General features: G+C 44.4%; 9 protein-coding genes. 7 read left to right on the forward strand and 2 right to left on the reverse strand.

Going from position 1 to position 13,864, the window contains the following annotated elements:
- Positions 1-7: 7 nt before the first annotated feature.
- From C1T21_RS11810 to C1T21_RS11840, 7 genes are all read left to right on the forward strand, one after another.
- Positions 8-2,392: a phosphoketolase family protein gene (locus C1T21_RS11810; RefSeq protein WP_103048385.1), complete on the forward strand. Its 2,385-nt coding sequence runs from the start codon at positions 8-10 to the stop codon at positions 2,390-2,392.
- Between the two features lie 285 nt (positions 2,393-2,677).
- Entirely contained in the window at positions 2,678-3,520 is an 843-nt protein-coding gene (locus tag C1T21_RS11815) for an aldo/keto reductase (RefSeq protein WP_103048386.1), read from the forward strand.
- 184 nt (positions 3,521-3,704) lie between these two features.
- Positions 3,705-4,364, forward strand: a complete 660-nt coding sequence (locus tag C1T21_RS11820; RefSeq protein ID WP_103048387.1) for a PspA/IM30 family protein — start codon at positions 3,705-3,707, stop codon at positions 4,362-4,364.
- A 26-nt stretch (positions 4,365-4,390) separates the two neighbouring features.
- Positions 4,391-5,425 carry a TFIIB-type zinc ribbon-containing protein gene (locus C1T21_RS11825; protein ID WP_103048388.1) on the forward strand — a complete coding sequence of 345 codons (1,035 nt, stop codon included), beginning with the start codon at positions 4,391-4,393 and terminating at the stop codon, positions 5,423-5,425.
- A complete protein-coding gene (locus tag C1T21_RS11830) occupies positions 5,422-6,216 on the forward strand; it encodes a TPM domain-containing protein (RefSeq protein WP_103048389.1) in 795 nt (264 codons plus the stop codon). Before C1T21_RS11825 ends, C1T21_RS11830 begins: the two co-directional genes overlap by 4 nt.
- Positions 6,217-6,357: 141 nt before the next feature.
- A complete protein-coding gene (locus C1T21_RS11835) occupies positions 6,358-7,350 on the forward strand; it encodes an SPFH domain-containing protein (protein ID WP_103048390.1) in 993 nt (330 codons plus the stop codon).
- A gap of 259 nt (positions 7,351-7,609) precedes the next feature.
- Entirely contained in the window at positions 7,610-11,359 is a 3,750-nt protein-coding gene (locus C1T21_RS11840; RefSeq protein ID WP_103048391.1) for an alpha-L-arabinofuranosidase C-terminal domain-containing protein, read from the forward strand.
- A 102-nt stretch (positions 11,360-11,461) separates the two neighbouring features.
- On the opposite strand, the gene C1T21_RS11845 is transcribed toward C1T21_RS11840, so the two are convergent.
- Together C1T21_RS11845 and C1T21_RS11850 are read right to left on the reverse strand one after the other, a co-directional pair.
- Positions 11,462-12,859 (reverse strand): phytase, encoded by a 1,398-nt coding sequence (locus C1T21_RS11845; RefSeq protein WP_103048392.1) that lies wholly within the window; start codon positions 12,857-12,859, stop codon positions 11,462-11,464.
- A 110-nt stretch (positions 12,860-12,969) separates the two neighbouring features.
- Positions 12,970-13,845 (reverse strand): helix-turn-helix transcriptional regulator, encoded by an 876-nt coding sequence (locus C1T21_RS11850; protein WP_103048393.1) that lies wholly within the window; start codon positions 13,843-13,845, stop codon positions 12,970-12,972.
- Positions 13,846-13,864: the final 19 nt, after the last annotated feature.

Here is a 13,864-nt window from a genome sequence, read left to right on the forward strand (position 1 = left end):
GGACACCATGTCGTTATCACCCGTGTTAGCAGATTATTCATCTAAAACATATTTGAAAAAACTTGATGCATATTGGCGTGCAACGAACTACATTTCGGTAGGTCAGCTTTATTTAAAAGATAATCCTTTGTTGAGAGAGCCTTTAAAAGATTCAGATGTGAAGGTTAAGCCTATTGGACACTGGGGCACAATTCCGGGTCAAAACTTTATTTATGCACATCTAAATCGTGTTATTAATAAATATGATTTGAGCATGCTTTACATTGAAGGTCCTGGTCACGGCGGCCAGGTTATGGTTTCAAATTCTTATCTGGATGGAAGTTACACTGAAATCTATCCGCAAATTACGCAAGATATCCCAGGCATGAAGAAATTGTTCAAACAATTCTCTTTCCCTGGCGGTATTGCTTCACATGCTGCTCCTGAAACACCTGGATCTATCCATGAAGGTGGAGAATTAGGCTACTCTCTTTCTCATGGTGTAGGTGCCATTTTGGATAATCCTGATCTGATTTCGGCTGTTGTTATTGGTGATGGCGAAGCTGAAACTGGCCCATTAGCCGCTTCGTGGTTCTCTAACCGATTTATCAACCCCATCACGGATGGTGCAGTGCTGCCAATCTTGCACTTGAATGGCTTTAAGATTAGTAATCCAACGATTATGTCTCGTCAATCAAAAGAAGAATTGACCTCATACTTTAAAGGTTTAGGTTGGGAGCCGTTCTTTGTTGAAGGTGAAAATCCGGATCACATGCATCCAGAAATGGCGAAAGTATTGGATACGGCCATCGAGAAGATTGAAGCTATTCAAAAGAATGCGCGTGAAAATAATGATCTTACTCGTCCGGCTTGGCCGATGATTGTATTCCGTTCACCTAAAGGCTGGACGGGTCCGAAGGAATGGGACAACGTGCCGAATGAAAATTCATTCCGTGCCCATCAGGTTCCAATTCCGGTTGATCAAAAAAATATGCAGCACGCACCTGCTTTGTTAGAATGGCTGAATAGCTATAGACCAGAGGAATTGTTCGACGAAAACGGTCGTTTAAACTCTGAGCTTGCTGAAATTCTGCCTACAGGCGATAAACGTATGGGAATGAACCCTGCTGCGAATGCGGGTAACCTCATTAAAGACTTGAAATTACCGGATTTCCGTAACTATACGCTGGATAATTCCGTACCTGGTAAAGTGATTGCGCAAGATATGTCGGTTTTAGGGAAATACGTTAAAGATGTGGTTCTTTTAAATGAAGAAAATCGTAATTTCAGAATCTTCGGACCGGATGAAACGATGTCTAATCGCTTGGCTCCTGTTTTTGAAGTAACCAAACGCCAATGGATGGACCAAATTATTGAACCTAATGATGAATTCTTATCATCCTATGGCCGCGTAATTGATTCTCAATTATCCGAACACCAAGCTGAAGGATTGCTGGAAGGTTATGTATTAACAGGTCGCCATGGTTTCTTTGCAAGTTACGAAGCCTTCCTGCGTGTGGTTGACTCGATGATCACCCAGCACTTTAAGTGGCTGCGTAAAGCAACGGATCAAGGATGGCGTGCAGATATCCCATCACTGAATGTCGTAGCAACTTCAACAGTGTTCCAACAGGATCATAATGGGTATACACACCAAGATCCAGGTTTGTTAGGTCATTTGGCTGATAAAAAACCAGAATTTATTCGGGAGTATCTGCCAGCGGATGCCAATTCATTGTTGGCTGTTTTCGACACCATTTTAAACGACCGTCAAAAGATCAATTTGATTGTTTCGTCTAAACACCCACGTCCACAATGGTTTACTGCTGATGAAGCGAAGGAATTGGTGGATAAAGGGTTGAAGATTATTGACTGGGCAAGTACAGATCAAGGTGGAGAACCTGACCTTGTCATTGCTTCTGCGGGTACAGAGCCAACGATTGAAAGTTTAGCTGCGATTTCCATTTTGCATGAAAAACTGCCTGACTTGAAGATTCGGTACATCAACGTAGTAGATTTGCTGAAACTGAGAAGTCAAAAACTAGACCCGCGTGGATTATCCGACGCCGAGTTTGATCATTTTTTCACAAAAGACAAGCCAGTTGTTTTCGCTTTCCATGGTTACGAAGGTCTGATCAAAGATCTGTTCTTTGATCGTCACAATCATAACTTGCACGTGCATGGTTACCGTGAGAACGGAGATATTACGACACCATTTGATATGCGTGTATTGAATCAAATGGATCGTTTTGACTTAGTGAAGGAAGCTGTTCTAAATTTACCTGACGCTAGCAAGTACACGAATATTGTGGATGAAATGGATGCTACGATTAAGAAACATCATCAATTCATTCGCGAAGAAGGCATTGACTTACCTGAGGTAGAGAACTGGGTATGGAAAGGCTTGAAATAAAAATAAAGACGCTTCAACTTTGTGTTGGACAACCAAGCAATTCAGCATGAAGTGGATTATATGATTTGGTAGTGGTATACAAGTGCCTGACCCCTTGACTTCAAGTATGATTTCAATGGGGATCAGGCGCTTTTTGATTTAGCACACAGAGAACTTGGTAGGGAAGTTACGAGCTAGTGGGTATATACATATATAGGGAACGGAATGTATTGTATTGGATTGCTATATTTTGCCGGAGCTTTGAAGAGGTGTTACGTTTATGAGAATAGTAAAGGAGGCTGTAATATGAACCAACAAATTCCGGAGAAGGTATTGAATGATGGCGTTAAAGTGCCCGTCATTGGATTTGGGACAGCTGGATTGAAGGGTGCAGACGGAGTGAGGGCGATTACCAGCGCGATTGATGCAGGTTACCGTCTGATCGACACAGCGTTCAACTATGAAAATGAGGGTGCTGTTGGGAAAGCGGTCCAGCAGAGCTCTGTGCCCAGAGAAGAATTGTTGATTTGCTCCAAACTACCGGGTCGCCGACATGCTTACCAAGAAGCCATTGTAACGATCGAAGAGTCATTATATAGAGGAGGACTGGACTATTATGATCTTTATCTGATCCATTGGCCGAATCCCCAAATTGATCGATATGTTGAAGCCTGGCAGGCGTTGATTGAGGCAAAGAAAAGGGGCTATATCCGTTCCATTGGGGTCTGCAATTTCTTGCCCGAGCATAATGAACGTTTAATTCGGGAAACAGGTGTCACGCCGAGCTTAAATCAAGTTGAATTGCATCCATTATTTAATCAGGAACATCAGCGTGCAAAAGATGCTGAACAGGGCATCGTGACGGAATCATGGAGCCCCTTGGGTCGCGGTCACAGCATGCTGGAGAATGAAGAGATTGGGAAAATTGCTGCTGCTCATGGTAAAACGACTACACAAGCGATTTTACGTTGGCATATCCAACTTGGAGCAATCCCGATCCCTAAGGCCTCTTCTGTAAAACACCAAACGGAGAATCTAGATATTTTTGATTTTGAGTTGTCTCCAGAGGAAATGAACGTGATTTCGGCATTTAGCAGTGAGGATGGACGGATATGGGGGCAGGACCCCAAGTCCTATGAAGAACTATAATCAGGAACAATAAAATAAAGGGGTTCAAAAATCTGTCGCGGGTTTTTGGACCCTTTGCTTTTATAATAAAACGAACACACATCCGAAAGTGATCAGTGGGCCAGTATATAGAGCTATGATGAACATTTTTTACCGGATTTGATGTATGATATGGTGGAATGTAGTCCTTTCGAAGGAGGTCATCATGGGAATTTTGTCGAGGTTTAGGGATATTATGAAAATGAATATTAACGCCTTAGTGGATAAGGTGGGAGATCCGGAGAAGACCATTGACGATTATATGCGGAATTTGAACAGTGATCTAGGCAAGGTGAAAGCGGAGACGGCTTCAGTGTTGGCTGATGAGAGAAGGACGAAAAGAGCATTGGATGAATGCAAAGCCGAAATCAAAAAGCTCCAGCATTATGCCAGTAAGTCTGTGGAAACTGGTAATGAAGAGGAAGCTCGAAAGTTTCTGGAGAGGAAAGGTTTGCAGGCGGAGAAATTGGAACAATTACAAACATCCTATGATGTAGCTTCGACAAACGCCGTAAATATGAAACAAATGCAGGAGAAGTTGGTGTCCGATATGGGGCAACTAGAAGCGCGGCACGCTGAACTTAAAGGGAAGATGGCGGTTGCCAAAGCACAGCAAGCCTTGAACTCTATGGGCAGCAAGAATTCTGCTTTCGAAGTTATGGAAGAGCAGGTGAACAGAGCGTATGATGAAGCGATGGCTATAGCCGAGCTTCGGGCAGGAACGAAGGACGACATGGATGCCTTATTTGCACAATACGAGAAGAGTACGAATACAGAAGATGAATTGGCTGCAATCAAAGAAAAAATCAACCCTAAGGAATCATAACAGTATCTACATGAAGAGGTGAGCAGATGCCGGTTATCGAATACAAATGCCCCAACTGCGGCAGCGGCATGGTCTTTGACAGTGAGACAGGGAGGTTATCCTGTCATAGTTGCGGAAGAGAGGACAATATTGAATCTATTCCTGATCCTCTGATAAATCGTATTTTTTCAGAAGATGAGGCCCATGAGTATTATTGTAATAACTGCGGAGCAGTGATTATGACCGAAGTGGAGACGAGTGCAACGGTGTGCAGTTTTTGTGGTTCTGCCGTGGTTCTTGGAGACCGACTGACCGGGAAGCTGGCTCCGACGCAGGTTATTCCTTTTTCAATCAGTAAGGAAGAGGCCATAGTTGCTTTCAAAAAATGGTGCAAGAACGGCCGTCTGACGCCGAATCGGTTCATGATAGCAGACCGAATCAAGGGAATAACCGGGATGTATGTGCCCTTCTGGTTATATGAATTACATAATAAAATTGAGGTTCAAGGTGAAGGTACCCAAGTGAGAACCTATACGAGCGGAGACTACGAATATACGGAAACGAAGCATTTTGATGTATATCGGAAAATCCGTTTGAATTATGTAAAGGTTCCGATTGATGCTGCGGAGAAAATGAACGACGAGCTGATGGATAAATTGGAGCCTTTTCCATACGATCAGCTAAAACCCTTTAAAACGCCATATCTAGCAGGTTATATTGCGGAGAAGTACAGTTATAACGAAGAAGAACTCTTCCCGCGAGTTAAAGAGAAAGTGAAGGAATATATTGATGCTTATATTCATTCTACGGTGTCAGAGTATACGTCCGTGAGTTATACGGAAAAGCAAATTGATACTACATTAAAACAAGCGGATTATGTTCTGCTCCCGGTATGGGTCATACACTATGACTACAATCAATTGGAGCATACGTTTGCTATGAACGGACAGACGGGCAAGGTAGTCGGTAAGCCTCCGATCAGTAAGTTCAAAGTAACAGCTTGGTTTGCAGGCATTTTCGGCATTACTCTCTTCTCATTAAGATTAATCACTTGGCTGATGATGGGAGGGGAATTCTATTGAAAAAGCATAGAGCGATTATAGCCGTTTTGTTGTTCTTTGCTGTTTTTCTGGCGCTTCCTATGGAAATGAAGGGCGAACCAGCAACGATAGAAATGAAGCCATTGATTTATGATGAAGCGGGTCTGCTCAATCAGGAAGAGTATGATGTGTTGAACGCTATGGCTAATCAATACGGAGCGGAAAGAGAAACGGACATTATTATTTATACTACCCTTAATCCCGACAATATGGATGTTATGAAAATGACGCAGGACTTTTATGATGACCATGGCCCTGGGTATGACAGATCTCATGGGAACGCGGTCATTTTAACGATGGATATGAGAAATAGAGAGGTGTACTTGGCCGGATTTTATAAGGCAGAACGGTATCTGGATGATGACAGGCTTACTAAAATACGCCATGAGATTAGCCCGGATTTGACGAACGGCAACTATGGGCTGGCATTTCAAAAGTATATTCTAAGCGCGCACAAATATTTGGCCATCCGTCCAGGGGTGAATCCAGACAGCATATTTTTTAAAGGCTGGCTTCATTTGGCGGTTGCACTGGGATTGGCGGCGATGATCGTGGGTAAAATGGTTTCCAATTCTGGCGGTCGGGTTACGGTAAATCGACAGACCTACGAGGATGCGAACGCTTCAGGAGTTCTGGAGCATCGAGATCTGTACCTTCACACAACGACAACGAAGCGGAAGATTGAAAAGAGCAGCAGTAGCAGCAGCTCAGGCGGTGGTGGCGGAACTACCAGCGGCGGTCATTCGCATAGCGGCAGCAGAGGATCATTTTAACTGAGGATTTTGTAAAAATCCAATAAGCGACTTTCAATAAATAATATATAGATCGAAATGGTCTAGTTCGTCTATATATTGCACTTTGGAGCGACTGGAATCGAATTTTGCAAAATCCTAAACTGAAAGGATGGATACAGTATGGGGTTCTTCAGAAATCAATTTGCAAATGTTGTAGAATGGGAAGAATTTAGAGATGATATGATTTTCTGGAAGTGGAGCAATCGTGAAATTAAAAAAGGCAGTAAATTAATCATCCGCTCCGGTCAAGATGCGATTTTTGTAAATAACGGCAAGATAGAGGGTATTTTTGAGAATGAAGGGTCGTATAACATGGACTCTGACATTATTCCATTTCTATCCACCTTAAAAGGGTTTAAATTTGGTTTTAACAGCGGCATGAGGGTAGAGGTCTTATTCGTTAATACGAAGGAGTTTACGGTCAAATGGGGGACGCAGAATCCAGTGCTGATCCCGACCCCCCAGCTGCCAGGCGGTATGCCGATCCGTGCCAATGGCACATTTAATTTTAAAGTGAACGATTATGTTACGCTCATCGATAAGATTGCCGGAGTGAAGGACAGTTATCTCGTTGAGGATGTGAAAATACGGATTACTTCGGTGTTGGATCAGTTATTGATGAAGTGGATCAGCAGAGAAGGAAAGGACATGTTCAATCTGCAGGCGAATGCTTCTGACATTTCAAAAGGTATTCAAGAAGATCTGGATATGCAAGTGATGGACAATGGTATGACGATTACTGGCTTTCATGTGATGAGCTTCAATTATCCTCAAGAAATCCAAGATATGATTACGAAGACAGCTTCTCATGAAATGATCGGTAATCTGCAAAAGTACCAACAAGTGACGATGACGGACGGGATTGCATCGGGTAATGTAAAAGGCGGCGGTGCAGCTTCGGATATGGCGAGTATGATGATGGGGATGAATATAGCAAATGAAATGATGAAAAATTTAAACCCGAACCCAAAGCCTTCGGCTGAGACTCAGCCTACACCTGCTGCCCCCTCTCCATCTGGAGACGGTAAAAAGCCCAATTTTTGTCCGAATTGCGGTACAAAAAACGAAGGAGCTAACTTCTGTCCGAATTGTGGACAAAAATTGAACGGATAACCATAGCTACGACCAAGCTTCTTTATTTCGGAAAAGTTCCGACTAGGCCAAGTAATCCTGTAAGCCAAAAGGCAGTTGTCGCAGAGTATCTTCTGTGATGGCTGCCTTTTTATGTAGTTCGTTCAAGGATTTTCTTCATAAATCCGATTTATTGGATTGAAAAAGGTACTCAGGATAAGGTACTATAGCTATATAGTATGCATTTATATTAACTAATTAGTTATTACATTAATAAACTATAGGTATAGGAGCAACGAAGATGACCAAATTCCAAGATCAAATCATTGCGCGTTACAAGTTTGATGATGCAGAGAACGTCGGCAAAGATAGCTCAGGGCAAGGTAACGATGGGGTTGCTTCAGGCACAGTAACACCTACGATTTCCCATGCTACCGGTAGAGCAGCTTTGACGCTTGAGGGAGGCCCCAACGGTACATCGTATATCCAGCTTCCTTCCGATCTATTCAAAGATGTAAGCGATAACACCGGTGTGACGGTTACTGCTTGGGTCAACTTCGGCAGATTCACAGATATGTGGGAACGTGTCTTTGACTTTGGTAAAGCCCATACAGGGCCCTATATGTTCATGACACGGAATCTGCGCGGAACCCTTTTCACCGAGGCAGATTTGTCCGTAGACCCGGGAAGAGGTTTTGTCAGGGATGAGTGGATGCACATAGCCCTGTCTGTGATCGGCACGGAAGGCGGCACATTAAGCAGTGCGGGTCCGGTGGTATATGTCAATGGTGAGGTAGTAGCGGACGGTTCCATCAGTCAAACTTCCAGCGGTAACTATGCCAAGTTGCGTAAATGGTTCGAAACGTTTACAGACTCGTCCAACTACAGCAACAATTTCATCGGTCGCTCCCAGCATGCAGCGGATGTAGACTTTGCGGGCTCCGTTTCAGACTTTCGAATTTATAAAGCAGGCTTGTCGGCAGATGAAGTCATTGAGGTCATGTGCGATTCGTTGACAGATGAAGAGATCGTGAAGCTTGCCAGAGATAAATATTTGTCCTTTCCGACGACGATTGTAACCAAGGACATAACTCTGCCAACCGTTCTGATGGGCGGTAGAGTAGAAGTGACCTGGAAATCCAGCCAACCTAGTATACTCTCTGACAATGGGCAGGTGCAGGCGATTACCTCCGCACAAGGGGTTACCGTCACAGCTTTATTGACGAAGGGCTTAAGCCAGATTGAAGAGAGCTTTGAAGTATCCGTTCTTCCTGAACAGCTGCCTCCGTACACGCTGACCATTCATGGAAATAAGGAAGTACTGGATGTCAGCGAAGTGATGTACGGCTTGTTCTATGAAGATATCAATAACGCGGCAGATGGCGGGATTTATGCAGAACTCGTTCAGAATCGCTCCTTTGAATCTTTCGAGTTTGATACGTATTCCCATGCTTCCGGTGAATGCGGCTGCTCTACAGGACGGAACCGCAACCCGTTGTTTGCCTGGTCTGGTGATACGGATAAGATGACTCCACAACATAGCGGTGGATTAAATGAGTTTTTAGGCGCAAAAGACAAAGAAGTGAACTCTTATTATGTGACGGTAGCGGATGGTGCAACGATTCGGAACAAGGGCTTTTCCGATTCTAACCAGAATTGTGCCATGTCCATCCAAGAGGGCGCCAAGTATGAGCTTACCATCTGGGCGAAGGCCGATTCAGCGGGCACAATCACACTGCAACTGCAAGACTCAAATGAAAAGGCTATTAGTGATTCGGTTACGATACAGGTGGAAGGCGGCAACACGTGGAAGAAGTACGGCATCGATTCCAAGCTTGTACTGACAGGCTCAGCTACGGTTCTCGGGCAGCTGGCGCTTACATTTGAAGGGGACATTTCGGTTGATATGGTTTCCTTATTCCCACAAGATGTATGGGGCGCAGGAGAGGAAGAGCAATCCCCATCGGCACATGCTAACTTCCAGGGTAATCCTAACTACCGACTGAGAAAAGATCTGGTGAACGCACTGGTTGGCATGCATCCGAAGTTTTTGCGGTTTCCAGGTGGTTGTATTTCCGAGGGTTCATTTATATGGGAAAACGTATACGATTGGAAGGAATCGATTGGGGATATCGAGCTGCGCAAGGAAAACTTTAATGTATGGGGCTATATGATGACCATGGGTCTTGGTTATATGGAATATTTCCAGTTGGCAGAAGACCTGAATGCAGCTCCGCTTCCGGTTATGGCCTGCGGCGTTCTCTGCCAAGCCCGCTCGGATTATGCTCATCCCGCTGGAGGCGCATTGAGAGAATACTATATTAAGAACTTTACGGATCTGATCGACTTTGCGATTAGTGTGGATTTTGAACATAATGAATGGGCTGCTATGCGTAAAAAAATGGGCCATGAAGCTCCGTTCGATCTGCGTTATTTGGGGGTAGGTAACGAGAACTGGGGCACAGAATTCTTTGCCAACTTTGAAGTGTTCAAAACGTCGATTGATGAGTACATGGAGAAAAACTATCCGGGTTATGAGCTACACATCATCTCCACGGTTGGCGCTCAAGCAGACGACGATGCCTATCAGCAGGGCTGGAAGTTCTTAAGCGGTAATATGACCGGTTCGGCTAAGGTTGCTTTTGCAGATGGTAACCAGGTGACGGAGGAAACGGTAACCTGGTATGAGAAGCAAAAAGACTATATGGACACCATTGCAGACGAGCACTATTATCGTTCTAACGAGTACCTGCTGAATAACGTGGACCGCTATAACTACTACTACAGAGCTTATAACGTGGACGGCAGTATAAATTGGAAAGCAACATCAAAGGTTTTTGTCGGGGAGTACGCCTCAACGGATAAGAATACATTAGCAGGCGCTGTAGCAGAGGCAGCGGTGATGACGGGCTTCGAAAATAATGCCGATGTCGTTCGGTTGGCTGCCTATGCACCGCTGTTTAACAAGGTGCTGACAGATGGAACCTACAGATGGACGCCAGACTGCATCTGGTTCGATGACGAAACGGTATGGTTTACGCCGAACTACTATGTACAGCAAATGTATGCTAAATATTTGGGGAATAAAGTATTGAGCACTTCTTTCTCTACTTACAAAAACGGCAAGCCAACGGACCTCATTCCTCAGGGTGGAATTGAAATTGCAACAGGCAACGCTGAGGTTATGATTAAGCGTGTGACCGTTACTTCCAACCAGAACGGCAGTGTGCTGCTGGATCAAGACTTTACCCAGGAATTGAATTCGGCCTGGCAGGTCATTCCCGGTTCCGTGGGCTCAATAGTAGAGGAAGGCAAGGGGCTTGTGCTCAAAGCTCAGGATAGTGGTCTGAATGGTCTGTACATCTTGAACGACAGCTGGAGCAATTACAAGGTAGAGGTGGTCGCTTCCCGTATTTCCGGCACGGACGGTTTTTATGTGGGTGCGGGTCTCACGGATATTTCTGCGGAGAAAAAGGACGTTGTCGAATACGCGATCGGCTATGGCGGCAAGGCTACTGGCGTGAAGGTTTACAAGCAAGGCATAGAAGGCTACACATTGGGTGACTACTCTTCCAGTACAGCGGCAGGTAACTTGAGAGCAGCTAGCTATGAAGAGTTGGCTGACAACACGGACTACACCATAACAGTGAACTACGGCGGTGAAACGGGCAGCAATCTGATTTGCTCATACACCGACGGCGAGACAACCAGCAAAGTGCTGGACTACAAGCTGGAGGCCTACAACAGAGACGTGTTCAACTCGGTAACCCAAGATGCTGAGCATGTATATGTGAAGCTGGTGAATGCCGACAACGTGGATAAGGTAACACAGCTGAATCTACAAGATTTGAATGTTGAGTCCATCGCTAAGCTGATTACACTAACCGGCGATTCCTCGCTTGTTCATGTACCTAACGTGAACAAGAAGAATGATGAGAAGGTAGTGCCTACCGAACAACAGATCACGCTTCATTCGGATTCTGTCCTCTTAGACTTACCGGCCAACTCGGTAAATGTGCTGGTGCTGGATCTTAAACCTTTTCTCGCTTAAAAACAAAAAGGGGTGTCCCAAGTAGCCGTTTTATGGCTTTTGGAACACCTCTTTTTTTCTATGAATAGGGTCGGAATGTTGAGTTGATTTCCCCGAGGGGCATTACTTCGTGCTTCTGTTTACCAATTCACGCGGGTTGATGCCATCGTCTATCGTTAGCGGGGTAGGGGCTCCCGTAGCGATTCGCTCCCAAGGCACCATTTTAAAGTTCTGATTTAACTTTTTGCCGTTTTGAAGATTTTCGTCATCTTGTGCAACGAAGATACCATGAGGGAAATTCTTGCCTAATCCGTAGCCAAGAACATCAATACCGTCTGTGACAGACGTACCGTCAACAGTAGGGCTAGCGCTGATCGTAAAGTTGCTTATATATGCATTGTCGCCTTGTCGTTCATAGATCGCATAGCTGCTGTTTCCTTGACTGGAGGCCATGAGATACCCCTTGCCATCTTTACCGTAATACAAAGTAAGTCCTTCTATGTCATCGTGAAGCCTGCGCCCATCTGCAATATCAACACGTCGCAGCGGCTCGGATGAACCGTCTGGCTCGGCACTATACTTCCAAATGGCGTAATCCTCTTCAGCGATGTAGATCGTACCATATTCATCATCAGCAACCATGCCTTCGGATTGCGTATTCAGCTTGAACTGGCGGACAAGCTTACCTGCAATTTTGCCGCTTCCGTCATCAGTCAGCTCATATTGCTCAAATTCACCCTCTTTGCCCAACACGAGCGCGTAAAATTTATCTGTCTTGAGGCTATGGTATAAGCTGAATCCGTACACTTCTTTCATAGATGCTTTAATAGGTTTGCCAACCACGTTGGTCAGCTTTCCTGATGCACCGTCAATGGCAAAGATATCGATCGTGTTGTTGGTTCGATTGGTTGCCCCTGCGATATCAATTTTTTTGCCGCCCAACGTGAAACCGTAACGAAGATCCACGTTATTCATTTTTCCGACCTTCATGTTTTGCAGTTGTTTGCCTTCCAGATCATAGACTAAAATCCCGCCGCCTTTATTGGTTGCTAAAATTCTACTTTTCTCCGGATCGACCGGGTTGAGCCAGATTGCAGGGTCGTCGGCTGCGTCTTCTCCATCTTCCACAGCTTCTGTTTCGGCAGAGGGGATTACTTTATAGGTGGGAACTGCGTCCTTAGGATCTGCATATTTGCTGTTCTCTGCTTCAAGCGCTGTAAGAAGTTTTGTAGGAAGATATACATTTCCATTCACTATTTTAATTTCCCGGTCCGCTTTTCCGGTTAGTCCAGCTAAACGATATTGCTTCTCACCAACTGTAAAGGTCCCAACAATGCCATTTTTCAGTTTGACCAAAACAGACTGGTCATCACTGTCCCATGTAATTGTCGCCCCCATTTTATCTGCCTGTGTTCGTAGTGGTGCATACCCGGATGGCTGAATGTCTGCCGCATGGGTCAGTTCTGGTGATACCAGAATCCCCGTTAACATGGCTAATAATGCTAGTTTAGTTGACTTCATATGTATGCCCCTTTTCTGAAGTGAAAATGATATAACCGACTCAGTATAAAGCGAGAATATCAAAAGGATACAATGAAAATGTAAAAGGAATGTAAAGGCGATGTAAGCATTCAATGGACTGGTTTCCAGTATTGTTGTCTGTAATTCTTTGGAGACATTCCGAATTTTTCTTTAAAACATTTGGAGAAATAGCTTGCTTGGGAGAATCCCGTTTCCTCGGTGATTTGTTGGACAGACCAGTCGGTTTGTAGCAAAAGACTACGCCCTTGATCCAGTCGATAATCCATTAAATACTCAAGCGGTGTGCGCTGGAAGGCGACCTTCATACATCTGGCGAGATAGTTCTGATGTACGTGAAAATGGGTCTCCAAATCTTTATTGGTGATTGTATTTTTGTAATTCTGTTTTAGGTATATTTCGATCTGTTCCGCCAACTTAGAGGAGCTGTCTTTATTATTCTGATCATACTCCAAACTCTGAAAAACATTCACAAACGTCTGTTGGGCCTCCCATAGTGCCAGTTTTCTAGGTTTTAAAGTAGAGGCTAGTAAATAGTCTAATTTCGAAAATAGCTCATGTGGATTCACCACTTTTTGAATTTTGGGCAAATGAATGGTCGTATGTTCTGAATGAAAATGCAGCTCGGGAATGGGGGTACTGGGTATAATTGGATTGGGCGAGGATTGGGCGCACCACATGCTATTGGTTTGAAAATGGAACCAGTAAAAGGAGGTTTGTTCTGTACATGCCTCAATGGGAAAATGATGTTTATCCGGTTCAAGAATGAGCGCGTAATTTTCAGTTACCTTCCACACTTCGTTCTCTTCGCCAATGTGTAGCAATCCTTCTTTAATGATTATTACGTCAAAATAACCCAGATTATACCGATTCGGGTGCCAATCCCCTTTTTGATATGTAGTAAAATTCCCTTCAATGAAATAAGGCAGTGGAGGGACAAGGAATGATAGAAAGTCTGTTTTGCTCATGGAAGCCAGCTCCTTTGTG

This window comes from Paenibacillus sp. F4 (genome assembly GCF_002894905.1).
In the GTDB taxonomy this organism is placed as follows: domain Bacteria; phylum Bacillota; class Bacilli; order Paenibacillales; family Paenibacillaceae; genus Paenibacillus; species Paenibacillus polymyxa_B.

Bases quoted from the DNA above. Each gene is read 5' to 3' on its own strand.
- C1T21_RS11810 (WP_103048385.1), top strand. From the start codon at position 8: ATGTCGTTATCACCCGTGTTAGCAGATTATTCATCTAAAACATATTTG.
- C1T21_RS11815 (WP_103048386.1), top strand. From the start codon at position 2,678: ATGAACCAACAAATTCCGGAGAAGGTATTGAATGATGGCGTTAAAGTG.
- C1T21_RS11820 (WP_103048387.1), top strand. From the start codon at position 3,705: ATGGGAATTTTGTCGAGGTTTAGGGATATTATGAAAATGAATATTAAC.
- C1T21_RS11825 (WP_103048388.1), top strand. From the start codon at position 4,391: ATGCCGGTTATCGAATACAAATGCCCCAACTGCGGCAGCGGCATGGTC.
- C1T21_RS11835 (WP_103048390.1), top strand. From the start codon at position 6,358: ATGGGGTTCTTCAGAAATCAATTTGCAAATGTTGTAGAATGGGAAGAA.
- C1T21_RS11840 (WP_103048391.1), top strand. From the start codon at position 7,610: ATGACCAAATTCCAAGATCAAATCATTGCGCGTTACAAGTTTGATGAT.
- C1T21_RS11845 (WP_103048392.1), bottom strand. From the start codon at position 12,859: ATGAAGTCAACTAAACTAGCATTATTAGCCATGTTAACGGGGATTCTG.
- C1T21_RS11850 (WP_103048393.1), bottom strand. From the start codon at position 13,845: ATGAGCAAAACAGACTTTCTATCATTCCTTGTCCCTCCACTGCCTTAT.